The sequence below is a fragment of the Paenibacillus terreus genome (genome assembly GCF_042138595.1).
In the GTDB taxonomy this organism is placed as follows: Bacteria; Bacillota; Bacilli; order Paenibacillales; family Paenibacillaceae; genus Paenibacillus; species Paenibacillus terreus.
On sequence record NZ_JBHIRX010000001.1, the window covers coordinates 313,056 to 337,037 of the forward strand.

Sequence of the window (23,982 nt, forward strand, 5' to 3'; positions counted from 1 at the left end):
AATCTTGAATTCAGCCGGGCCTTCCGGGGCTCACGTACCCCAAGTACGCTCCGCTCCTCAGTCCCTGGCTTCATCCAACTCCAGCGTTTTGAAAAAACGCACATCGGAAGCATAGGCTTCGGTGCTGAAAACCTGACTTTTTGAACTCTCACTATTATTCTAAAAGAACAAGCCAGTAATAAGGATATGCGGCCGAGGGCAGGGACAGACCGTGCTTGTCAGCATTGGCTGTTCTGCTGCCGGATTTACTGAAGTGATATCGAAGGGGGAAGTATATATGAAGAGGGCGGGAAACCGGCAATTATGGTTCACTCTGCTGTATGCCGCCGTGATCGCGGTATTGGCCTATGTGCTGATTTATATGCCGACCCCGTATATGATCTATCGTCCGGGCAGCGCCGAAGCAGTCAAGCCCATGGTATCCGTCAGAAATGGCGATCCTGCGGAAAGTGGAACCTTTATGATGACGACCGTATCGGGCAGTTACGCCAATCTGCTGATGCTGGGGCTGGCGAAGGCCGACAGCAATGCGGAAGTGCAGACCAAAGAAAGCCGTCTGCAGGGAAGCAGTGAAGACGAATATGCGGCCAGGCAGGTATATTATATGGACAATTCGCAATCCTCCGCCATTGAAGCGGCATATAAAAAGGCAGGAGTAGCCTACAGAATCGTTCCGCAGTACATTTATGTGCTGGAGACGGCTGCAGGGGCGGATCCGTTTTTTCATCCTGGAGATAAAATTGTGGAGGTTAACGGCGAAGCCGTGGCGGACAGCGATGATCTTCAGCATATTCTGGAAGGCAAAAAGCCGGGGGACAGTGCAGACGTCAAGCTGGACCGCAAGGGTGACACGGTGAGCGGAAAGGTGAAGCTTACGACAGTCAAGGACACGGCGTCCGGGGAAGAGCGTACAGGCTTCGGGGTAGGCATAGCTACACTCCAAAAAATCGTGCCAGAGGAAGCGGGGCATGAAATCACCTTCTCCTCAACTGATGTCGGAGGCCCGTCGGCAGGCCTGATGTTCACATTGGAAATCTATAATCAGCTTACGCCGGGAGATTTGTCCAAAGGATACCGCATCGCGGGCACGGGCACGATCGACGAGAACGGCAAGGTAGGTCCGATCGGCGGTGTTGTCCACAAAATCGTCGCGGCGGACAGGGAGCATGCGGACATTTTCTTCGTGCCTGTGGACAATGCGGAAGCGGCAGAAGCAAAAGCGAAGCAAATCGGGACAGGCATGAAGCTTGTGCCTGTCCGCACGCTGGAAGATGCCTTGAGCTATCTGGAGCAACTGCCGGTCAAGGCCAAATGACGGGAGGCCTGTAATAGTCCTCGTACAGGCTGCGCACGTCCGCCGCAGGCATGCCCGCGGTGTATACGGCCGCTGCGTTGATGTCCATCTGCAAATGCGGATGCTCAAACCCCGCAGGACGGGTCAGGACGGGAAGGGATGCGGCCTGCTTCATTTCGGCCAGCATGGCCTGGCCCGTCCGGTTAAAGCCGAGCACTCGGATGTAAGCGGGGCCCTCCGCAAGCCGGGCCGGAGACAGCTCGGACTTGGCATGGTTGAGCAGGATATGCGCCAGCATCCGCTGCAGCTTCACATGCGTATAGCGCTTCGTCTTCAGCGCTGACAGCAGGGCTGTGACCGAGGGCTGAGGCAGCGCTGGAAGCAGCTTCTTCAGCCTGTGCTCCAGCCCCTCGGTCACCTCGTGCAGCCCGGCCAGCTCGGCGGGGCTGCGTGTGATCAGGGCGTTCAGCAGCGGACGGCTGAACGCCTCCCATGTCTGCGGCGCACGGCCGGAGGCCCATTCACGCCGCAGAATGTCCAGTACGGCGCCCGGCACATAGGGCGCCGCGGCATCCGGTCCGCCCGCCAGCAAAAGGCGGCGGACCGCGGTGGCGCTGGCGATGCTGCCCGCCGCCAGCGTATCGTGATAGCCCGCGCCGGTGCGGGCTATCGTGAAGGGCTCGATCGCGCTCTGCAGCCGCTGCAGCGCGATCAAATAATGCAGCCCAAGCGTATTGTTGGGCTGCTGCATGAGGGCGGACAGCTCCGCGCCGTCCGCCTCTCCGCCGGCGAGCGCAGCCACCGCCCCCGCGTAAGCCGCGGGGTAGCTGGCGCCGCTCGCCAGCCGCGCGGCGATGCCGGCCTTGAGCTCGGCCGGCTCCGCCGCCAGGACGCGCGCGAGCCTGCGCAGCGGCGCGATGTCGCCGCTCTCGCTGCCGAAGCAGAGCGCGTCCACGATGCCGGTCGCGTGCAGCAGCGCGACCGCGCCGTAGGCGAACCACTCGGCCGCCTGCACGGCGTAGGCGGCCGGCAGCTCGATTACGAGGTCAACGCCCATGGCCAGGGCCATCTCGACGCGCGACCACTTGTCCGCAATGGCCGGCTCGCCGCGCTGCAGAAACGGGCCGCTCATGACTGCGACGGTCCGGTCCGCGGAGGTCGCGGCCCTGGAGGCGGTCCAGTGGTGAACATGACCGTTGTGGAGAGGATTATATTCCACGATCATTCCCAGCGTTTTCATGGTATCAGGCCAACTCCCTTGTCAATCGGGGTATAATAGTTGTATAACATTGTACACGAACATCGGCGCTTTTGCCCGCGCCCCGATAGGCACAATGCTCTCGAAGGTGTAAAGGAAAAGGTGTTGACAAACATCTCGTTCAATCGGTATAATAATTTTTGTTTGTTTGGAGTGATATATTATGCATTTGCACTTTCGCAAGATTGCCATGAATGACGGTCCGGTTTTGATCCGGGAGAGCTTGAATGTCGAGTCGCTGATTACACACCGCAAGGATATCACTTCTGTTTCACCGCTGACTGCAGACCTTGCAGCCGTGAGCGAGGGAGAAGGAAGGATTGATGTGAGCGGAACGCTGGCAGCCGAGCTGGACACGCTGTGCTCCCGCTGTCTGACTCCGGTTCACGAGCATATGAACATTCCTTTTTCGGAACGCTTCGAGCAGGGGCAGGAGCAGCCGGATGCCGAGGACGAAGATATGGAGTCCATTATGATCGAAGGGGAGTCGTTCGACACCGTTCCCTATTGTGAGGAATCATTCCTGTTGCATCTTCCGTTTGCACCGCTGTGCCGGCCTGATTGCAAAGGGCTGTGCCCGACCTGCGGCCAGAACTGGAACGAAGGCTCATGCAGCTGCAATAATGAGCGGATAGATCCGCGCCTCGCGGGCCTCAAAGATTTTTTTAAGAAATAAAATATTGAAATAACCGATGAGTTATTCACCGGCTGCGGTAGGATTGGCCATGAGTCGTCCTGCCCGGTCTTGAATGAGATAACACATATGCCCTTCGGGGTTGATCTCGATAAGGAGGTGGGAATGATGGCAGTACCACAACGCAGAACGTCCAAAACGCGCCGCGACAAACGTCGTACTCACTTTAAGCTGGCTGTGCCAGGCATGGTGAAATGTGAACAATGCGGAGAATTGAAGCTTGCTCACCACGTGTGCAAAGTTTGCGGAACATACAAATCTAGAGAGATTATCTCTCAATAACATTCGAAGCAGCGTGCTATGAGTTCGTGTTCAAAAAGTTAGGTTTTCAGCACCAAAGCGTATGCTTCCGAAGTGCGTTTTTTCAAAACGCTGGAGTTGAATGAAGATAGGGACTGAGGAGCGTACTTAGGTACGTGAGCACCTGAAATGTTTCCGTAGGAAACATACTTCGGAAGCATCCACTTAGTCCCGGCTGAATTCAAGATTCGATGTCGAGTCTGCTTCCTGACTTACTTCGTGATCAAAAGATGACTTTTTGAACAACCTCTATGATTAACAGCATGTCGTCTTGATGTTGAAAAGTAGTGCTTCACCCCGGTGAGGCGCTATTTTTTTTGCGGCCCGGCTTTCTTTTTGACGGGCGATGCTATATACTGGCTTAGTACCTGGTTCTAAGAAAAGGCGGGCGAGCGCCGCTTATACATATATTTCTATTAAAAAATGTCTATCGAAGCTTTCATAGAAGACAGGCCGCATTTGACAGAAGTTTTTCTGCGATTAAAGAAAACTGCAGCTCCGCTAAAACTTATACGTTCTTTAAGCCGGATGCTTTGCAATTGTGTGGGAGGAAGGAGGTGCTTGGCTATCGAGCGGCTGCCGAAGAGACTAAGACAGCAGAGACTGTCCCAATTAATTGAAGACAATCCGTTCGTCACGGATCAGGAATTGACGCGCCAGCTCAAGGTCAGCATTCAGACGATCCGTCTGGACCGGATGGAGCTGGGCATTCCCGAGCTTCGTGAACGGATGAAGCTGATGGCCGAGCGGTCCTACGATCAGGTCCGGTCGCTGCCTCTGCATGAGGTCATCGGGGATATCGTTGATCTGCAGCTGGATAAGAGCGGCATATCGATATTTGAGATCCGTGACGAGCATGTGTTTTCACGGACAGGCATCGCACGGGGACACTATGTATTTGCCCAGGCCAACTCACTGGCCGTCGCTGTCATCAATGACGAGATTGCGCTGACCGCTTCAGCCGATATCCGGTTTGTGCGGCCCGTACATTTGGGCGAGAAATGTATAGCCAAGGCCTATGTCCGCTCTCAGCCGGAGCAGAAGGGCAAGGCGAAGGTAGAAGTATTTACTTATGTGGGAGAAGAGATGGTCTTCCAGGGGAACTTTGTCATTTACCGTTCCACCGGGGAAGGATACAGCGAAGGAGGAAACCAGCATGCGGATCGCCATTGATGCGATGGGAGGAGACAACGCGCCGGAGGTTACAGTTGAGGGCGGCCTGGCCGCTGCGGCTGAATGGAAGGATACGGAGATCGTGCTTGTCGGTGACCAGAGCAGAATTGAGCCGTTGCTGGAGGGGAAGCAGGTGCCGGCGAATCTGACGATTCGACATGCTTCCGAGGTGATCGATGCGGAGGATGAGCCCGTACGGGCCGTTCGCCGCAAGAAGGACTCCTCCATGGTCGTTGCTGGACGGATGGTGAAAGAGCAGGAAGCGCATGCCATGATCTCCGCCGGCAATACGGGAGCGCTGATGACGACCGGACTGCTTGTTGTAGGACGGATGGAAGGGATTGAGCGCCCTGCGCTGGCGCCGATGATTCCGACGCTCGACGACCTTGGTGTGCTGGCTCTCGATCTGGGAGCCAATATGGACGCGAAGCCCGAACATCTCGCGCAGTATGCCCAGATGGGAAGCCTCTACCGGCAGAAGGTGCATAATATAGCCGAGCCGCGCGTCGGGCTGCTCAATGTAGGTACGGAGGCCGGCAAGGGCAATGAGCTGACCAAGCTGGCCTATCCGCTGCTGGAGCAGCTTCCGATTCGCTTTGTAGGCAACGTGGAAGCCAGGGATGTATTGACAGGCAACTGCGACGTACTCGTCTGTGACGGCTTTGCGGGCAATATTCTGCTTAAGGCGATGGAAGGGACGGCAGGAGCTGTTTTTTCGCTGCTCAAGGAGCAATTCACCAAGTCGCTGAAGACGAAGCTGGCGGCCGCCATGCTGATGCCTGAGCTGCGAGGCTTGAAGGGCAAGCTTGATTATACGGAGCATGGCGGAGCACCGCTGCTCGGACTTGGCGGTCTTGTTGTCAAAAGCCACGGTTCGGCGGACGCGAATGCCGTTAAAAACGCGGTGAGACAGGCGCGGATTGCATTGCAGAACCGTCTTGTCGAAAGCATATCGAAGGAAATCAGCGGGAAGTGAGTGACGAAATGAATACCTTGAAACCAGTCGGTATTATCGGTACCGGCAAATATGTACCAGAGAAAATATTGACCAACAGCGATTTGGAAAAAATGGTGGAAACAAGCGACGAATGGATTGTCAGCCGTACCGGCATCCGCGAGCGACATATCGCGGCCCCGGAGCAGGCGACCTCCGATCTTGCATATGAGGCGGCTATGAAGGCCCTCGCATCCGCTGGCATGACTGCCGAAGAACTGGATCTTATTATCATAGCCACAATTACACCTGATATGGCTTTCCCTTCAACGGCATGTATTCTTCAGGATAAGCTGGGAGCCAAGGGAGCGGCGGCATTTGACCTTTCGGCAGCCTGTTCGGGCTTTGTATACGGGCTGGCGACCGCCACGAGCTTTATCCAGGCTGGCATGTATAAAAATGCGCTGGTGATCGGAGCGGATTGCCTGTCACGGATTACGGATTACACGGACCGCAACACATGCGTGCTGTTCGGAGACGGGGCAGGAGCGGTCGTGGTGGGCGAAGTGCCGGAAGGCAGAGGGTTCAAATCCTTTGACCTTGGCGCCGAGGGCGCAGGCGGCCCGCTGCTGAAGCTGGAGGCGGGCGGTTCAAGACTGCCGGCATCAGCACAGACGCTTGAGAACAAGCTTCATTACATTTACATGAACGGACGGGAGGTATTTAAATTTGCCGTTCGTGTCATGGGTACGGCGACGGACGTGGTGCTGGAAAAAGCCGGGCTGGACAAGAGCGACATCGACGTGTTTGTGCCGCATCAGGCCAACATTCGTATTATTCAGTCCGCCATGCAGCGTCTCGATCTGCCTGAAGAGAAAGTAGTGATTAACGTGGATAAATACGCGAACACTTCGGCAGCGTCCATTCCGCTTGCACTTGTCGAGGCGGCAGAGGAAGGTCGCATGAAAGAGGGCGACCGGGTGCTGATGGTCGGTTTTGGCGGCGGCTTGACCTGGGGCGCCTCCGTACTTGTCTGGTAACGGGCATTATACTTTGATATTATCTGGCAATGGACATTTTACTTTGTTATGATCAGTAAACATTACAGAAGCGAGGTGAATACGAATGGGCAAAACGGCATTCGTATTTCCGGGACAGGGATCCCAAAGTGTAGGCATGGCAAAAGACGTATATGAAGCGTCCGAGGCAGCCAGGGAGGTATTCCGCCAGGCGGACGAGCGTTTGGATTTTTCGCTGAGCAAGCTTGTATTTGAAGGTCCTGATACGGAACTGAAGCAGACCTCCAATACGCAGCCGGCGCTGCTCACGGCCAGCACGGCCTTATATGGAGTTTTTAAAGCCAGCGGCATCAAGCCTGACTTCGTTGCAGGGCACAGTCTCGGGGAATACAGCGCCCTTGTTGCGGCAGAGGTGCTCTCCTTCGCGGATGCGGTCGAATTGGTTCGTTCCCGCGGCCTGTTCATGGAAGAGGCTGTCCCAGGCGGGCAAGGCGCGATGGCGGCTGTGCTTGGAGCTGACCGCAGTCTGCTTTCCTCTCTCTGCAGCGATATTACGGCTGGCGGACAGACGGTTGAGCTTGCAAATGTCAATTGCCCCGGGCAAATTGTCGTATCCGGAACGAAGGAAGGCGTGGCACAGGTGGCTGAAAGGGTGCAGGAGGCAGGCGGGAAGCGCGCCATTACTCTTGAAGTCAGCGGGCCTTTCCACTCATCCTTAATGAAGGGAGCGGCGGACAAGCTGTCAGCCAAGCTCGGAAAAGTGGATTTTGCAAGAGCTTCCGTTCCCGTGGTTGCGAATGTTACAGCCTCTCCGGTACAGGACGGCGCGGAAATCCGTACCTTGCTGGTTGAGCAGGTATACTCCCCAGTGCTGTGGGAAGACAGCGTGGCTTGGCTCCTTGGCCAGGGAGTGGATACTTTTGTGGAATTTGGTCCCGGCAAAGTGCTGACTGGCCTGATCAAAAAAATAGATAAAACGTTGACACTGATCAACGTAAGTGATATGGAATCGTTAGAGAGTGCAATTAAGGCGCTTTCCTGAACGGTGAGAGAATTGAAGGAGGGTAAATCATGTCCAAGCCTTTAAGCGGCAAAACGGCGCTGGTGACGGGGGCGTCCCGCGGGATCGGGCGCAGCATTGCCCTTGCCCTGGCGGAAGCTGGAGCAAATGTGGCTGTCAATTACGCCGGCAGCGAGCAGGCGGCAGCCGATACGGCTGACCTGATTCGGGCCAAGGGTGTGGAAGCCATTACGGTGCGTGCCAATGTAGGCAAAGCTGATGAAGCCGAGCAGATGGTCAAACAGGTGACCGACACGTGGGGCCGTATTGATATTCTGGTGAATAATGCCGGAATAACAAGAGATAATTTAATCATGCGCATGAAAGAAGAGGAATTCGATCAGGTGATCGAAACGAATCTCAAAGGTGTGTATAACTGTCTTAAAGCCGCCACGCGGCCGATGATGAAGCAGCGCTCCGGGCGCATTATCAATATCTCATCCGTCGTTGGCGTGCTTGGCAATCCGGGGCAGGCCAATTACGTTGCAGCTAAGGCCGGGGTGATCGGTCTGACCAAATCCGCGGCAAGGGAGCTGGCCTCCAGACAGATTACGGTCAATTGCGTAGCTCCGGGCTTCATTGATACAGATATGACGCAGGTTTTGCCGGATGAGCTGCGTGAAAAGCTTCTTGGAGATATTCCGCTGGCCCGTCTTGGACGGCCTGAGGAAGTAGCCGAAGTCGTGCTGTTCTTGGCGTCCGACGCTTCCTCATACATGACAGGCCAGACTCTGCATGTGGACGGCGGCATGTATATGTAGCCGGACGCATGTCCGTTTAGAAGAGGGAAATGTCTCTTCTATGGCATTTTTATTGTGTTTTTCGTATAATACCAAAGAGGAGGTGAGCCGGATGTCCGACGTATTGGAGCGTGTAAAGCGCATTGTCGTTGACCGTTTGGGAGCCGACGAAGCAGAAGTTACCCTCGAAGCATCTTTCAAAGATGATTTGGGCGCTGATTCTCTCGATGTAGTTGAATTGGTTATGGAATTGGAAGATGAGTTTGATATGGAAATCTCTGATGAAGATGCAGAGAAAATTACAACTGTAGGTGAAGTTGTAAACTACATACAATCTCATACCTAAGTCAACACAAGTCCCGTTCTGATTCAGGCGGGACTTTCTCCTAATTTAGGATTTTGCCATGGATGGCACAGCCATACAGACTGAACTAAAGCTCGAATTTTACGGTAATGATGAATTACTGACTTTAGTTGATTCTATATACATGCAGGCCAAGAGATTGTGACACTTACATTGCAGCTAAACTATTGAGGTGAATATCGTTGAAACAACGTGTTGTTATAACAGGAATGGGCGTAGTCACCGCACTCGGACAGGATTTGAATACGCTGTGGGACAACCTTATGGCGGGAAAATCCGGAGTCAGCACCGTAGACTCGTTTGATGTCAGTGAATACCCTACGAAAATCGCGGCTTCCATCAAGGACTTCAATCCGGAGGACTATATGGACCGCAAGGATGCACGCAAAATGGATCGTTTTGTTCAGTTTGCGGTGGCAGCAGGCAAGATGGCTATGAAAGACAGCGGAATTGAAATCGGAACCAACGCCGAAGCCGAGCGTGTCGGTGTATCGATCGGTTCCGGCATCGGTGGACTGGGCACCTGGGAGGATCAGCACAATACCCTGCTGGAAAAGGGCCCTAAACGGGTCAGCCCGTTCTTTATCCCGATGATGATCGCCAACATGGGATCGGGCCAGCTGTCCATTACTCTGGGCGCAAAAGGACCGAATACAACACCAGTTACGGCTTGCGCGACAGGAAGTCATGCGATCGGAGATTCATTCAGAATGATTCAGCGTGGGGATGCCGATGTCATGGTTTGCGGCGGAGCCGAGGCGACGATCCGTCCGACGGGCATGGCCGGCTTCTGCTCCATGCGGGCGATGTCGACCCGCAACGACGAGCCTGAGAAGGCGAGCCGCCCATTTGATACCGGGCGTGACGGGTTTGTTATGGGAGAGGGTGCCGGTGTGCTTATTCTCGAATCCCTGGAGCATGCGCAAAAACGCGGTGCTCACATCTATGCCGAAGTGATCGGCTATGGACTTTCCGGCGATGCCCACCATATGACGGATCCTGATCCGGACGGAGCTGCACGCTGCATGAAAATGGCGATCCGCGATGCGGGCATTTCCACGGCGGACGTGGACTATATCAATGCCCATGGCACATCCACTCCGGCCGGGGACAAGTCCGAGACGGAAGCGATCAAGAAGGCCCTGGGCGAGGATGCCTACAAGGTGGCCGTCAGCTCCACCAAGTCCATGACGGGCCATCTGCTCGGAGCAGCCGGCGGCGTGGAAGCGGTCATCTGCGGCCTTGCACTGAAGAACCAGACTATCCCTCCAACCATTAACCTGGAGAACCAGGATCCGGAGTGCGATCTCGATTACGTGCCTAACGAGCCCCGTCAGGCGGAACTGGATGTCGTTATGTCGAATTCCTTTGGGTTCGGCGGTCACAATGCTACGGTAATCTTAAAAAAATACGAAGCGTAAGGGGTCAGTTCGTTGAGTGGAGATTTGAAGCAGTTACAGCAGAAACTTCATATTCAATTCAACAACCGGCAGCTGTTAAAACAGGCCTTTACTCACGCTTCCTATGTGAACGAACACCGTTTCAGCCAGCACCAGGATAACGAACGTCTGGAGTTTCTGGGCGATGCGGTCCTGGAGCTGACCGTTTCGGAGCAGCTCTACAATCAGTACCCGAACAGGCCTGAAGGAGAGCTGACCAAGCTGCGCGCGGCCATCGTCTGTGAACCGTCGCTGGTGAAATTTGCGGTCGGTCTGGATTTCGGCCGGTATGTGCTGCTCGGCAAAGGCGAGGAGCTGACGGGCGGAAGAAGCCGCCCGGCCCTCCTTGCCGATGTGTTCGAATCTTTTATAGGGGCGCTGTATTTGGACCAGGGTCTGGAGGCCGTCCGGTCGTTTCTGGAGCGTCACATTTTCCCGCAGATCGCGGTGCAGGGCAAGCTTCAGATCAGTGATTATAAAACAGAGCTCCAGGAACTTACTCAGCATCATAATATGGGCATGTTGGAATATCGTATTGTCGAAGAACGCGGTCCCGCGCATGAGCGGGAATTTGTAGCCGAGGTGCATATGGGAAGCGAACGGCTTGGAACCGGTACGGGACGTTCCAAGAAAGAGGCCGAGCAGCAGGCGGCGGCCGTCGCTTTGAGCAAGCTTAAGCTTTCGGAATCCTGATGCTGCAGCATAAACCGCCAAGGACAAAGCAAGAGCAAAGAGCAGCCCGCGGGCTCGTCCCGGCCGAACGCTTGGACCGGACTGCTTTTTGCTCTTTTTTCGTTCAAGGGCTGACAGGGTGAAGATATTCAGTATTTAGAGGTGAGGCATACATGTTTTTAAAGCGCATTGAGCTGGCGGGTTTTAAGTCGTTCGCAGATAAGACGGAGATGGAGTTTGTGCGCGGCATCACCGCTGTGGTCGGGCCGAATGGCAGCGGAAAAAGCAATATTTCCGACGGCATCCGCTGGGTGCTTGGCGAACAGAGTGCCAAATCGCTTCGCGGCGGCAAAATGGAAGATGTTATTTTTGCGGGCAGTGACGCACGTAAAGCCGTCAATTACGGGGAAGTGTCATTAACGCTGGATAACGAGGATCAAGCCCTGCCGCTCGATTTCGGCGAAGTAACGGTAACCCGCAGGGTGCACCGCAGCGGCGAGAGCGAATATTTTATAAACCGGCAGGCATGCAGGCTGAAAGATATTACGGAGCTGTTCATGGATACCGGGATCGGCAAGGAGGCTTACTCCATTATCGGTCAGGGGCGCATCGAGGAAATATTGAGTACCCGCTCCGAAGACCGGAGAGGCATATTCGAGGAAGCATCCGGAATTGTAAAGTATAAATCCCGCAAGCGGGAAGCCGTGCGCAAACTGGACGATACCGAGCAAAATCTGCTGCGCATCCATGATCTGCTGACCGAGCTTGAGGACCAGATCGGGCCTTTGAAGGAGCAGTCCGAGAAGGCGATCCATTATAAAGAGCTGCGCGGCGAGTTGAAATCGAAGGAAATTTCGATGTATGTGCATCAGATCGAAAACATTCACTCTTCCTGGAGCACGGCGAGTGAAAAGCTGAAAACCCTGCAGGAAGAGCAGCTTCAGCTCTCTACCGTCGTATCCCGGCATGATGCCAAGCTCGAAAATGACCGCAATGAGCTGCGCCGGCTGGAGGAGGAAATAGAACAGCTGCAAAGCGAGCTGCTTCAGTACATCGAGGCGACGGAAAAAAGCGAAGGCTATGGCCAGCTGCTGAAAGAGCGTTTGCGCAATCTTGAGGCCAACCGCGAGCAGCTGCAGCAGGCCCTGGCCGCGAATGAAGCCCGCAGCGGAGAACGTAATACGGAGCTGGAAGCGCTGGAGGACAAGCTGGACCGGGTTACCGACGAGTTGGAACAGCTGCGGTCGCTTTTATCTGCCGAGCAGGCGAAACTGGAAGGCGTGACCGGCGGGATCAGCCAGGAGCAGGAGGAAAGTCTTAAGGGCAGCCTGCTGGAGCTGATGAACCAGATGGCCCAGGCGCGCAACGAGATCCGGTATGCCGATCAGCAGAAGGAGTCCATTGAGCGGCGGATGAACCGGGTCAGCGACGAGTCCGGGAAATGGGAGATCCGCAAAGCGGAGCTGGAGAAACGCAAGCAGGAAGTCGAAGCGGATACGGCCAGGATCGCAAAGGAAATCAGCGGGCTGCGTACGGGATACATCACGGAAAGCGAGCGCTATCAGTCGCTGCAGAAGCTGCAGGAGGAAAGCCTGTCTGCCGCGCGCAAATGGGAGCAGAAGCGTGAGGCACTCGTCTCCCGCCGGGATACGATGAAGGAAATGCAGGAGGACTTTGACGGCTTTATACTTGGCGTTAAGGAAGTTCTGAAGGCGTCCCGCAAAGGACAGCTGCAGGGTGTGCATGGAGCGGTGGCCGAGCTGATCCGCGTGCCGGAGAAGCTGGAGCAGGCGATGGAGACGGCACTTGGCGCTTCCGTTCAACACATCGTCATGGAGAACGAAGCCGTATCCAGACAGGCGATCGGCTTCCTGAAGCAGCGTCAGCTGGGCAGAGCGACATTTCTGCCGATGGACGTCATCCGCCCGCGCCAGATTGGCCCCGGAGAGCGCCAGATTATCGAAGGAGCGGAAGGTTTTGTTGGCATCGGCGCGGATCTGATCCAATACGACGAGCGTTATGCGGGGATCATCGGCAGTCTGCTTGGCAATGTCGTCATTGCCCGGACACTTGAGGATGCAAACCGGATTGCGGCCCGCTGCCAGTACCGCTACCGAGTGGTCACCCTGGACGGCGATGTCGTCAACGCCGGCGGTTCCATGACCGGGGGCAGCCAGTTCAAGAAAAATGCCAACCTGCTTGGGCGCAAGCGGCAGCTGGACCAGCTGGATCAGGAAATTGCCGATGCTGAACAGCAGGTGGAGAAGCTTCGTCGTGGCGTGCTGGATATCAAAAAGCAGCTTGAAGAGGCCCAGCTCCGGCTGGACGAGCTGCGGCAGGGCGGCGACATCAAGCGAGGCGAGGAGCAGCAGGCCGCCTCGGAGCTGAAGCAGATTGAGCATGAGCTGCGGCATGTGCTGGAGCAGGTTGCGGCTTCTGGCCAGGAGAAAAAAGGATTCGACCAGGAGCTCAAGGAGCTGGAGACGGCACGTGCGGAGGCTGTGCGCAAGCTGGCGGAGCTCGAAGAGGAAGAGAAGAAGACACATCAGGCCATTCAGGCGGCTGAATTCGCCCGGAAAGCAAACGAGTCGGCGAAGGAAGAGCTGCAAAGCCAGTTGACCGACTTACGGGTTAAGGAAGGCAAGCTTGAGCAGGAACGCTTCTCGCTGGAAGAGCAGGTTAAACGTCTGCAAGGGGACTACAATTCTCTATACAAGGATGCGAAGCAGAACCGTTCCCTGCTCGCCTCCGTCGAAGCTGACCTCCGCATCAATCAGGAGGAGAGCGTGAAACAGACGGAGGATTTGAATCGCTACCGCATTCTGAAGGATGAAACGGCGGCAAAGCTGGAATTCAAACGGGCCGCCCGCGCCCAGCTTTCCAAAAAGCTGGAGCTGGAAGAAAACGAAACGAGGGAGCAGCGCGTACAGCTCAAGTCGGTGGAAGAGCAGCTCAGACAGACGGAGATCGGTGTAAACCGGCTGGACGTGGAGCTGGAAAATATTTTGCGCAAGCTTGCGGATGACTATGAGATGAGCTACGAACTGGCGAAGCAGCGCTATCCGGTGCCTGAAGACGTGGAAGGCACACAGGCGGAGGTACAGAAGCTCAAACGGAGCATTTCCGCGCTGGGCGAGGTCAACCTTGGCGCCATCGAGGAATATCAGCGGGTGAACGAAAGGTTCACCTTTCTGAACGAGCAGAAGGCCGATCTGGTGGAGGCCAAGACGACCCTGTATGAGGTCATCAAAGAAATGGATGACGAGATGTCCAAGCGCTTCAAAACGACCTTTGACGCGATTCGTTCCCGCTTCGGAACCGTATTCTCCAAGCTGTTTGGCGGGGGACGGGCGGATCTGGTGCTGCTGGAGCCGGACAAGCTGCTGGAGACCGGGATCGACATCGTCGCCCAGCCTCCGGGCAAGAAGCTGCAAAATCTGCAGCTTCTCTCCGGGGGGGAACGGGCGCTGACGGCGATGGCGCTGCTGTTTGCCATTCTGCATATCAAGCCGGTGCCTTTCTGCGTACTGGATGAGGTGGAAGCGGCGCTTGACGAAGCGAATGTGGTAAGGTTCGCACAGTATTTGCGTGAATTCTCCGAGCAGACGCAGTTCATCGTGGTTACCCACCGGAAAGGCACGATGGAAGAATCGGACGTGCTGTACGGGGTAACGATGGAAGAGGGCGGCGTGTCCAAGCTGGTGTCCGTTAAGCTGGAGGATGATGAAGCGGAAATTGCCTGAAATCCGTAATTTATTTTGAATCAGGCTTACTATAGGAGGGAACGGACTTGAGTTTTTTCAGAAAGCTGCGAGAGAGCATTGCGAGCAAAACCGAATCGGTGACAAAGCAGTTCAAAGATGGGCTGGAAAAAACGCGTAAAGGCTTTGTGGAAAAGGTGTCAGATCTGATGATCCGGCGCAAGAAGATCGACGAGGAATTTTACGAGGAGCTGGAAGAAATTCTGATTGGCGCCGATGTCGGTGTGAATACGGTCATGAATTTGATTGATGAGCTGCGTGACGAGGTGCGGAAGCGCAAAATCGAAAACGCCGCCGAGCTGCAGCCGGTTTTGTCGGAGAAGCTGTCGGAGCTGCTGCGCGGGGAGGAGAACTCCGGTCTGAAAACAAATCCGGACGGTATTACCGTGATCCTGTTTGTCGGTGTCAACGGAGTTGGCAAGACGACTACGATCGGCAAAATGGCTCACCGTTTTAAGCAGGAGGGCAAGAAGGTGCTGCTTGCCGCAGGAGACACATTCCGTGCCGGCGCCATCGAGCAGCTCGAAGTCTGGGGGCAGCGCGCAGGGGTTGAGGTGATCAAGCAGCAGTCCGGCTCCGATCCGGCTGCCGTGATGTATGATGCGGTGCAGGCGGCCAAGCAGCGCAAGGTGGATGTGCTGCTGTGCGATACGGCCGGACGTCTGCAGAACAAGACGAACCTGATGGAGGAGCTGAACAAGATTTTCCGCGTCATTCAGCGTGAAATTCCTGACGCTCCGCATGAGGTGCTGCTCGTGCTGGACGCTACAACAGGCCAGAATGCGCTCAACCAGGCGAAGCTGTTCGGAGAAAAGAGCGGCGTTACAGGCCTTGTATTGACAAAGCTGGACGGTACGGCCAAAGGCGGTATTGTCATTGCCATCCGTCAGGAAATGAACCTGCCGGTCAAATTTGTGGGTCTCGGCGAGAAAATCGACGACCTGCAGCCGTTTGATTCCGATCAGTTTGTGCACGCGCTCTTTGCGGGTTTGATACAGGAAGCCACGGTCGAAGAGGGTGGAGCGGAACGGGCCGAATAACGAAAAGTAATTACAGCCAGCTAAATCTGGGGGTAATCACGAACAGGACTTTTCAGGTACTGTGCGCAACAACGACAGGACCGGGTCCTGTTCTTTTTTGTACACAGGCCTTTTCGACATCAAATTATGTGTTTAAGCTGCAGGCATAGTATAATGAGCATAGGCTAATATACAAAGTCTGCACGGGAAGAGCTGACGGCAAGACTTTATAATTTTGCGAAAACACAGGAGGAATGTTATGGCTAATACCTACACGTACAGCCGGAGGGAAGAAGTGGCCAATGCCATCACCCATGGAATTGGCGTGCTGCTGAGCATTGCCGCATTGGTTCTGCTCATCGTTGTATCCGCCACGGAAGGAACGGCATGGCATGTCGTCAGTTTTACGGTGTACGGGGTCACCATGCTTCTCCTGTATACGAATTCTACGCTTTTGCATGCCCTCAAAGAGGGTAAAGCCAAGGATCTGTTTGAATTTCTTGACCACTCGTGCATCTATCTCTTTATTGCCGGTACCTATACCCCGTTCTTGTTAACAGCAATCCGCGGTACGCTTGGCTGGAGCCTGTTCGGCGTCATTTGGGGGATTGCAGTGCTCGGTGTGGTATTTAAAGCTTTCTTCACCAAAAAATTTCTGTTCATGTCGACGATCTTCTATCTCGCCATGGGCTGGCTCATCGTCATTGCCTGGAATCCGCTGACAGCTGTTCTTCCGCATACCGGTATCGTGCTGCTTGTCGCGGGCGGAGTGCTTTATACGCTGGGCACCGTGTTTTATGTGTGGAAGGCGTTTCCCTACCATCATGCGGTTTGGCATGTGTTCGTTCTGGGGGGCAGCATATTGCATTTCTTTGCCGTCCTGCTGTATTTGACACCGCTGAAAATTTGAAAAAAGCTGCTTCAAGTGTGTGTTCAAAAAGTCAGCTTTTCAGCACCGAAGCGTATGCTTCCGAAGTGCGTTTTTTCAAAACGCTTGAGTTGGATGAAGATAGGGACTGAGGAGCGGAGCGTACTTAAGGTACGTGAGCACCTGAAATGTTTCCGGAGGAAACATGCATCGTAAGCATCCGCTTAGTCCCGGCTGAATTCAAGATTCGATGTCGAGTCCGCTTCCTGATTTGCTTCGTGATCAAAAGATGACTTTTTGAACTACCTCTTAAAATGTGACAAGGTTTAATGCTTGACATACGTTTTCCTTTTAGGTATGATAAGGAGCGTTGAAAAGAACTGTAAAGTGTTTTTCCTTGACGATGGGGGTTGTAATGAATGAGTCAGGAGAACCGGCTCGAGAAGACCAACCGCATCAACCTGCTGTTTGATTTTTATGAACCATTGCTCACTGAAAAGCAGCAGACATTTCTCAAATATTATTTCCATGACGATTTTTCACTTGGGGAAATCGCCTCGGAATTTGAAATTAGCCGCCAGGCGGTATACGAGCATATTAAACGGGCTGAGCAGATGCTTGAAATGTATGAAGACAAGCTCGGTCTGCTTGACAAGCATGAACGGCGCGACCGCGAGCTGGAGCAGCTGTCCGGGAAGATTGCGTTTTTAATGAACGGGCAGGAGCGTCCGGATCCGGATGTGCTTCAACAGATTAAGGATATTGTCGACCGGCTGCAGAGCATGCAGCGGTCCTGATTTGATACAATAGAGTCACAACATAGGTACAGGGAGGTGTGACTGCATGGCGTTTGAAGGATTGTCCTCAAGGCTGCAGAGCGTATTCAGCAAGCTCAGAGGCAAAGGGAAGGTATCCGAGGAGGATGTGTCCCAGGCGATGCGCGAGGTTCGTCTTGCGCTGCTGGAAGCGGACGTTAACTTTAAGGTTGTTAAAGATTTTATTGCCAAGGTGAAGGAGAAATCCGTCGGCAAGGAAGTGATGGACAGCTTCACTCCCGGCATGGTCATCATCGACATCGTCAACAAGGAACTGACGGAGCTGATGGGCGGGAGTCAGGCGAAGCTCGCCAAGGCCAACAAGCCTCCTACCGTCATTATGATGGTCGGTCTGCAGGGTGCGGGTAAGACGACAACTACCGGCAAGCTGGCCAAGCTGCTGCAGAAACAAAACCACCGTCCATTGCTGGTAGCGGGTGACATTTACCGTCCGGCTGCCATCAAGCAGCTGCAGATTTTGGGGGAGCAAATTAAAGCCCCTGTATTCTCGCTGGGAGATCAGACGAGTCCCGTTGAGATCGCACGGCAGGGCCTGCAACATGCCAAGGAAAACGGTAACGATTATGTGATCGTCGACACGGCCGGCCGTCTGCATGTGGACGAAGAGCTGATGGAAGAGCTGCGTCAGATTCATGAGGCGGTCAATCCGGATGAAGTGCTGCTTGTCGTGGACGCCATGACAGGCCAGGACGCCGTGAACGTGGCCGAGCATTTCAACAACCAGCTTCAGCTGACTGGTGTGGTCCTGACCAAGCTGGACGGGGATACACGCGGCGGTGCTGCGCTGTCGGTTAAAGCTGTTACCGGCTGTCCGATCAAATTCGCTTCACTCGGCGAGAAGCTGGACGCGCTGGAGCCGTTCCATCCGGAACGAATGGCTTCGCGGATTCTGGGCATGGGCGACATGCTGTCCCTGATTGAGAAGGCACAGTCGAACATCGATGCCGAAAAGGCGAAAGAGATGGAGCGCAAGATGCGCAATGCCGAGTTCACGTTCGAGGATTTCCTCGAGCAGATGGAACAGGTGAAGAAGCTGGGGCCGCTTGACCAGATTCTCGATATGATTCCGGGTATGGGTAATATGAAGCAAATGAAGGACATCAAAGTGGATGACAAGCAGATGGGCCGGATTGAGGCCATCGTACACTCGATGACGAAAGAAGAGAAGCAGCATCCCGAGCTGATCAATCATAGCCGCCGCAAGCGGATTTCCGCAGGCAGCGGAACCTCGATTGCAGAGGTGAACCGCCTCATCAAGCAGTTTGACGAGATGCGGCGCATGATGAAGCAGTTTTCGGATATGATGGGGCCGAAGGGCGGCAAGAACAAAGCGCTCAAGCAGCTTAAAGGCATGGGCAAAGGTTTGCGTTTTCCTTTCAGATAAGGCTTCGGCCTCATGTTTGAATATTCAGTCTATTTCTTGAAGGAGGTGAATTTCGTGGCAGTTCGTATTCGTCTGAAACGTATGGGTGCGCATAAAGCGCCTTTCTATCGCGTGGTGGTTTCTGATTCCCGTTCCCCTCGTGACGGCCGTTTTATCGAAGAAATCGGTTACTACAACCCTGTTGAAGTTCCTGCAGTGGTGAAAATCGATGAAGATAAAGCGCTGAAATGGCTTCAAAACGGTGCGCAAGCATCCGATACCGTCCGCAACCTGCTCAGCAAGGCTGGCGTATTGAAGAAGTTTCATGAGTCTAAATTGCAGAAATAAGCTGCTGATTCGGAGGGTCAACCATGGAAGAATTAGTAATTCATATTGCTAAGGCTTTAGTCGATCATCCGGAAGATGTGACCGTGAAGACTGTGGAGAAGGACCGGCTTGTCGTATATGAGCTTAGCGTACATCCTGATGATGTGGGCAAGGTGATCGGCAAACAGGGACGCATTGCCAAAGCGCTTCGCATTGTGGTTACATCGGCAGCTGTTAAGATGGATAAACGGGTAACCGTAGATATCATATCTTAAAAATATACGAAAGGGGGTTAGGATGAATGTCCTAGCCCTTTTTCGTACATGCTGATACATTGTATCCGGCTCTCATGAAACGTACCAAATGTAGGAGGAGCAATATGCACAAACTGTATAATGTCGGCAAGATCGTCAACACGCACGGCATTCGCGGAGAGTTGAAAATACTGCCGTCCACGGATTTTCCCGAGGACCGGTTTGCGAAAGGCAGCGAGCTCCTGATCATCCCGGAAAAAGGCGGGGCTCCGCTGCCCGTTACGGTGGAGCAAGCGCGCTTTCAAAAGAACGTCGTTATCGCTAAATTCAAGGAATATGGCAATATTAACGATGTGGAAAAATATAAGGGCAGCATGCTGAAGATTTCCGAAGAGCGGCTGGGTGAGCTCGAGCAAGACGAGTACTACTATCATGAAATCGTCGGCTGTGCCGTTGTTACGGAGGACGGGGAGGAGCTTGGCGAGATTAAGGAAATACTGAGTCCAGGCGCCAATGACGTCTGGGTCGTAAAAATGCCGAAGGGCAAGGAGCTGCTGCTACCGTACATCGATGATGTCGTGCTGTCCGTGGATGTGCAGAATAAAAAAGTGACAGTTCGCCTTATGGAAGGACTTCTTTAATATGAAAATCGATGTATTGACGCTTTTTCCGGAAATGTTCGATGGTGTCTTCGGCACCAGCATTCTAGGCAAAGCCCAGGAAAAGGGCATTGTCTCGCTCAGAGCGGTCAACTTCCGGCCTTATGCGGGCAACAAGCATAACACGGTTGATGATACTCCTTACGGCGGGGGAGGGGGCATGGTGCTCAAGCCTGATCCCATTTTTGCCGCCGTGGAGGACCTGTTAGGGGGACAAGTCAAGGAAGCGGTTGGCAGCGAGCCTGGTCAGAGCATGGATGAACAGCCAGAAAAGACGGCTAAACCGCCACGGGTTATTTTGATGTGCCCGCAGGGGGAGACTCATACCCAGAAAAAAGCGGAGGAACTCGCACGTGAGAAGCATCTGATTTTTATATGCGGTCATTACGAAGGCTATGATGAGCGGATTCGCGAGCATTTGGTGACCGATGAGCTGTCCATTGGGGATTATGTCCTGACCGGCGGAGAACTGCCGGCTATGACCGTTATAGACAGCGTCGTACGGCTTCTGCCCGGCGTGCTTGGCAATGAAACGAGCGCGGTGGCTGACTCGTTCAGCACGGGTTTGCTTGAGCACCCGCATTACACGAGACCGCTTGATTTTCGCGGGTGGAAGGTTCCAGATATTCTGCTTTCCGGCCATCATGCGAATATTGAGGAGTGGCGGCGCCGCGAATCGCTGCGGCGTACGCTGGAAAGGCGCCCCGATCTGCTGGAGCATGCTGAATTGACCGCCAAGGAAAAGGAATGGCTTCAATCCCTGCGCGATCAGACCGCTTCCAGGAGGATATAGATGCAAGACTGAAGACGGCTTCCCTCCGAGCTTATCGGGGTTGGGGCGGTCTTTTTGGGCTTGTCTGCCCTGCTGTCTTCTGAGAATTTACATCGGTGGACGTTTTTCTTAACTCAACTTCCGCAGCATGAAATCAGCAAACAGGCCTTGACGTAACTGGACAAAACAGGGATCCACTGTTGTCTCTCCATACAGCCTTGCATGATTATCCCTTTGACTCAGACTCTCGGGCAGTTTCACATCACCTAAACGCTCTGCTATTTCCTGAGATCGCCTCATGATCTCGAACCGATCTGTTTCTCCATAAGGCACGATCTCAAAAATAATAGACCCATTTGGTAGTCTTGAATAGCGTAACAACAGGCATTTTCGCGCCTCACTTGATCCGTTATTTTGTTTTACCCGCCTTAGAGCATATATTTTCGGTTCCCGGTTTCCTGTTTTTCTTTACCTGATCCAATGGGATAATGGTGCAAAGCTCCCGGCAGCGAGTTCACATGTCTTGCTACGATTGACGGGAAGCTTGACTGCCAGGCACGGACGATTAGGTGGAGTCCATAAAATGAGTTCACTTCACTCTCGCAGCATGAAATCGGCAAACTGGCAAGGAGGGAATCCGAATTCCTCAGAACCCAGCAGCTGCAAAGGTTTAATTGGATATGTGCTTTGGAAAAGTTGAGTTCTTAAGATTGCAGAAAATACAAACTTCTTCAGTGAATTTACATCGATAGATGTTTTTCTTTAGATTGCAGAAAGTATAAGCTTCTTGGTGTAGGATTCCTGGAATCGCAAGAAAAACTTCCGCTAAACGCGGTCTGTCTGCTGTGAATTTACATCGATAGATGTTTTTCTTATAATTAGATATAATTCAATATTTAAATGGTCAAGTCCCTTAATTTTTGTTGCGCAAACCAACTAATCCATGTTATAATTCTTTCGTTGTGTGTAATACGGTGGTCCTCTGTTGATGATGAAGGAAGCAGACGAGCTTCCGGAAGAGGCATGAACACCTGTAGCGGAAGGAGGGAGTCCTAGATGAATATCGTCCAAGCGATTACTCAAGAGCAGCTGCGCAGCGATCTGCCAAGCTTTCGTCCCGGTGACACTTTGAAAGTGCACGTTAAGGTTATCGAGGGTTCGCGTGAGCGTATCCAGCTGTTCGAAGGTGTTGTAATCAAGCGCCGTGGCGGTGGAATCAGTGAGACCTTTACAGTTCGTAAAGTTTCTTACGGTGTAGGTGTGGAAAGAACTTTCCCGCTTCATTCCCCGAAAATCGATAAAATCGAAGTGGCTCGCCGTGGTAAAGTGCGTCGTGCGAAGCTTTATTATCTTCGTGAACTGCGCGGTAAAGCAGCGAGAATTAAAGAAATTCGTCGTTAATACACGAATGGCGGAAGGGGCTTGTTCAGCAAGCCCCTTTTGTTGTTTCACTGAAGCTGCTCCGCGTGAGAACCGCAATACGGTTATCTGTGCTCACCGGAGGAAGAGACTGGATGTTTCTACATGAATTACATAGGGATCGTAGAAACTTGACCATAAGAGAGGACAGTGAACGATGGATCACGATTTGGAGCAGAGCTCTGCACAGCAGCCTGCTGATCAGGGCGGCGGAGCAAAAAAGAAAGAAAAAAACGAAGTTTGGGAATGGGTAAAAGCGATCGTCATTGCTTTGGTGCTGGTATTTCTCATCCGCTGGCTTCTCTTCAAGCCGTTTATCGTTGACGGACCGTCCATGCAGCCAAATTTTCATACCGGCGAGCGGGTGATCGTAAATGAAATCTTGTACAAGATTCGCCAGCCGGAGCGCGGCGAGGTTATCGTGTTCCATGTGCCTGAAGAGAACCGTGACTTTATTAAACGCGTGATCGCTGTCCCGGGTGATACGGTCACTGTCGATGGGGATGTTGTGAAGGTAAACGGCAAGCAAATTGAGGAGCCGTACATTCAAAACGCTATTCAGGAGGCGCATGCCAAAGGCGAGGAATACAATTCGTTGATGGATTTCCCGAATGGCATGAACGAGGAAACGAAAGTTCCAGAGGGCAAAATATTTGTCATGGGGGACAACCGTTCAAACAGTACGGACAGCCGCAAGCTGGGCTTTATCGATTTGAAAGAGGTCATTGGCCGGGCTGATGTCATTTTCTGGCCTGTCAACGATATGAAATGGATTAACCATGACGAATAGAGCATTCTAAAATAAATGCTTCTTTAGAGTGAGGTGATACGGTGACGATACAGTGGTTCCCCGGGCACATGACCAGAGCCCGGCGCCAGATACAGGAGAAGCTGAAGCTGATCGATCTGGTGATAGAGCTCATCGATGCGAGGCTTCCGCTGTCAAGCCGCAATCCCATGATCGACGAGATTTTGCAGGGCAAACCGCGGATGATTATTATGAACAAAGCGGACCTTGCGGATGCTGCGGTAACGCAGCAGTGGATTGCTTATTTTAAAGAGCAGGGGCATACGGCGCTGCCGGTCGACGCCCAGACCGGCACGGGCATTAAGGATATCCCGGTTCAGGCCAAGGTACTGCTCAAGGAGAAGATTGACCGCCAGATTGCGAAGGGCATGAAGCCACGGCCCATCCGCGCTTTGATCGTCGGCATCCCGAACGTAGGCAAATCGACGCTGATCAACCGTATGGCGGGACGAAGCGTGGCTGCGACCGGTGATCGGCCCGGCGTAACCAAGGCGCAGCAGTGGATCAGAATCGGAGAAATTGAGCTGCTTGATACACCGGGAATATTGTGGCCGAAATTCGAGGATCAGAATGTCGGTTACCGGCTTGCGGTTACAGGTGCAATCAAAGAGGAAATACTTAATGTTGAAGACATTGCCTTTTTTGCGGTAAAATACTTGGTAAGCTATTACTGGGATGCTTTGGCGGAACGCTTTGAGCTGACGGAAAGACCCCAGGATACCGAGAATCCTGAAGAAATTGTCGGCGTTATGGAAGCGATCGGACGGAAACGGGGCTGCATCGTCAGCGGCGGACGGGTTGATCTGGAGAAAGCGTCCAGTGTGCTGTTGCGTGAGCTGAGGGCAGGCAAGCTGGGACGTTTTTCGCTGGAAGCACCTTACTGAAGATTACAGAAAATTTACAATAGAGATGCACAATTCTGTAATCGCAAGAGCTTGCGTCGATGATG

General features: G+C 53.5%; 24 protein-coding genes. 23 read left to right on the forward strand and 1 reads right to left on the reverse strand.

The genetic code is table 11. The features are described 5' to 3' along the window. Positions 1-277: 277 nt before the first annotated feature. Positions 278-1,315 carry a SepM family pheromone-processing serine protease gene (locus tag ACE5KN_RS01420; RefSeq protein WP_375528771.1) on the forward strand — a complete coding sequence of 346 codons (1,038 nt, stop codon included), beginning with the start codon at positions 278-280 and terminating at the stop codon, positions 1,313-1,315. Here ACE5KN_RS01420 and ACE5KN_RS01425 read toward each other — a convergent pair. Continuing rightward, positions 1,302-2,534: a nucleotidyltransferase gene (locus ACE5KN_RS01425; protein WP_375528770.1), complete on the reverse strand. Its 1,233-nt coding sequence runs from the start codon at positions 2,532-2,534 to the stop codon at positions 1,302-1,304. The two genes, ACE5KN_RS01420 and ACE5KN_RS01425, sit on opposite strands and share 14 nt — an antisense overlap. 181 nt (positions 2,535-2,715) lie before the next feature. Here ACE5KN_RS01425 and ACE5KN_RS01430 point away from each other — a divergent pair, with 181 nt between their 5' ends. From ACE5KN_RS01430 to ylqF, 22 genes are all read left to right on the forward strand, one after another. After that, a complete protein-coding gene (locus ACE5KN_RS01430; RefSeq protein WP_375528769.1) occupies positions 2,716-3,228 on the forward strand; it encodes a YceD family protein in 513 nt (170 codons plus the stop codon). Positions 3,229-3,354: 126 nt separating this feature from the next. Then, positions 3,355-3,528: a 50S ribosomal protein L32 gene (gene rpmF / locus ACE5KN_RS01435; protein ID WP_036645943.1), complete on the forward strand. Its 174-nt coding sequence runs from the start codon at positions 3,355-3,357 to the stop codon at positions 3,526-3,528. A gap of 594 nt (positions 3,529-4,122) precedes the next feature. Next, on the forward strand, positions 4,123-4,719 hold the full coding sequence (gene fapR, locus ACE5KN_RS01440; protein ID WP_355317469.1) for a transcription factor FapR: 597 nt from the start codon (positions 4,123-4,125) through the stop codon (positions 4,717-4,719). After that, entirely contained in the window at positions 4,703-5,695 is a 993-nt protein-coding gene (gene plsX, locus ACE5KN_RS01445; RefSeq protein WP_375528768.1) for a phosphate acyltransferase PlsX, read from the forward strand. The genes fapR and plsX overlap by 17 nt, the downstream gene beginning before the upstream one ends. An 8-nt stretch (positions 5,696-5,703) precedes the next feature. Further along, positions 5,704-6,693, forward strand: a complete 990-nt coding sequence (locus ACE5KN_RS01450; RefSeq protein ID WP_375528767.1) for a beta-ketoacyl-ACP synthase III — start codon at positions 5,704-5,706, stop codon at positions 6,691-6,693. Positions 6,694-6,778: 85 nt separating this feature from the next. Next, entirely contained in the window at positions 6,779-7,714 is a 936-nt protein-coding gene (gene fabD / locus ACE5KN_RS01455) for an ACP S-malonyltransferase (RefSeq protein ID WP_375528766.1), read from the forward strand. Positions 7,715-7,743: 29 nt separating this feature from the next. Further along, on the forward strand, positions 7,744-8,493 hold the full coding sequence (gene fabG / locus ACE5KN_RS01460) for a 3-oxoacyl-[acyl-carrier-protein] reductase (RefSeq protein ID WP_375528765.1): 750 nt from the start codon (positions 7,744-7,746) through the stop codon (positions 8,491-8,493). Positions 8,494-8,584: 91 nt separating this feature from the next. Continuing rightward, on the forward strand, positions 8,585-8,818 hold the full coding sequence (acpP, locus tag ACE5KN_RS01465; RefSeq protein WP_025334828.1) for an acyl carrier protein: 234 nt from the start codon (positions 8,585-8,587) through the stop codon (positions 8,816-8,818). Positions 8,819-9,018: 200 nt separating this feature from the next. Further along, the gene (gene fabF / locus ACE5KN_RS01470; protein ID WP_375528764.1) at positions 9,019-10,257 is read left to right on the forward strand and encodes a beta-ketoacyl-ACP synthase II; all 1,239 of its coding nucleotides are present in this window, start codon (positions 9,019-9,021) and stop codon (positions 10,255-10,257) included. Positions 10,258-10,269: 12 nt separating this feature from the next. Then, entirely contained in the window at positions 10,270-10,968 is a 699-nt protein-coding gene (rnc, locus tag ACE5KN_RS01475; protein ID WP_375528763.1) for a ribonuclease III, read from the forward strand. Between the two features lie 152 nt (positions 10,969-11,120). Then, positions 11,121-14,690 (forward strand): chromosome segregation protein SMC, encoded by a 3,570-nt coding sequence (smc, locus tag ACE5KN_RS01480; RefSeq protein ID WP_375528762.1) that lies wholly within the window; start codon positions 11,121-11,123, stop codon positions 14,688-14,690. A 47-nt stretch (positions 14,691-14,737) separates the two neighbouring features. Further along, positions 14,738-15,748 carry a signal recognition particle-docking protein FtsY gene (ftsY, locus tag ACE5KN_RS01485; protein WP_375528761.1) on the forward strand — a complete coding sequence of 337 codons (1,011 nt, stop codon included), beginning with the start codon at positions 14,738-14,740 and terminating at the stop codon, positions 15,746-15,748. Between the two features lie 238 nt (positions 15,749-15,986). After that, the gene (gene trhA, locus ACE5KN_RS01490) at positions 15,987-16,637 is read left to right on the forward strand and encodes a PAQR family membrane homeostasis protein TrhA (RefSeq protein ID WP_375528760.1); all 651 of its coding nucleotides are present in this window, start codon (positions 15,987-15,989) and stop codon (positions 16,635-16,637) included. A gap of 377 nt (positions 16,638-17,014) precedes the next feature. Further along, on the forward strand, positions 17,015-17,392 hold the full coding sequence (locus ACE5KN_RS01495) for a putative DNA-binding protein (RefSeq protein WP_375528759.1): 378 nt from the start codon (positions 17,015-17,017) through the stop codon (positions 17,390-17,392). Positions 17,393-17,438: 46 nt separating this feature from the next. After that, positions 17,439-18,815 carry a signal recognition particle protein gene (gene ffh / locus ACE5KN_RS01500; RefSeq protein WP_375528758.1) on the forward strand — a complete coding sequence of 459 codons (1,377 nt, stop codon included), beginning with the start codon at positions 17,439-17,441 and terminating at the stop codon, positions 18,813-18,815. A 54-nt stretch (positions 18,816-18,869) separates the two neighbouring features. Then, a complete protein-coding gene (gene rpsP, locus ACE5KN_RS01505; protein ID WP_355317373.1) occupies positions 18,870-19,142 on the forward strand; it encodes a 30S ribosomal protein S16 in 273 nt (90 codons plus the stop codon). A 23-nt stretch (positions 19,143-19,165) separates the two neighbouring features. Continuing rightward, a complete protein-coding gene (locus ACE5KN_RS01510) occupies positions 19,166-19,396 on the forward strand; it encodes a KH domain-containing protein (protein WP_375528757.1) in 231 nt (76 codons plus the stop codon). A 104-nt stretch (positions 19,397-19,500) separates the two neighbouring features. Further along, entirely contained in the window at positions 19,501-20,016 is a 516-nt protein-coding gene (gene rimM / locus ACE5KN_RS01515; protein ID WP_375528756.1) for a ribosome maturation factor RimM, read from the forward strand. Position 20,017: 1 nt separating this feature from the next. Beyond that, positions 20,018-20,827, forward strand: coding sequence for a tRNA (guanosine(37)-N1)-methyltransferase TrmD (gene trmD / locus ACE5KN_RS01520; RefSeq protein ID WP_375528755.1), 810 nt, complete (start codon positions 20,018-20,020; stop codon positions 20,825-20,827). Between the two features lie 1,035 nt (positions 20,828-21,862). Beyond that, positions 21,863-22,207, forward strand: coding sequence for a 50S ribosomal protein L19 (gene rplS, locus ACE5KN_RS01525; protein ID WP_355317365.1), 345 nt, complete (start codon positions 21,863-21,865; stop codon positions 22,205-22,207). A 175-nt stretch (positions 22,208-22,382) separates the two neighbouring features. Further along, the gene (gene lepB, locus ACE5KN_RS01530; RefSeq protein ID WP_375528754.1) at positions 22,383-23,015 is read left to right on the forward strand and encodes a signal peptidase I; all 633 of its coding nucleotides are present in this window, start codon (positions 22,383-22,385) and stop codon (positions 23,013-23,015) included. Positions 23,016-23,056: 41 nt separating this feature from the next. After that, the gene (gene ylqF / locus ACE5KN_RS01535) at positions 23,057-23,917 is read left to right on the forward strand and encodes a ribosome biogenesis GTPase YlqF (RefSeq protein ID WP_375528753.1); all 861 of its coding nucleotides are present in this window, start codon (positions 23,057-23,059) and stop codon (positions 23,915-23,917) included. The last annotated feature ends 65 nt before the right edge of the window (positions 23,918-23,982 follow it).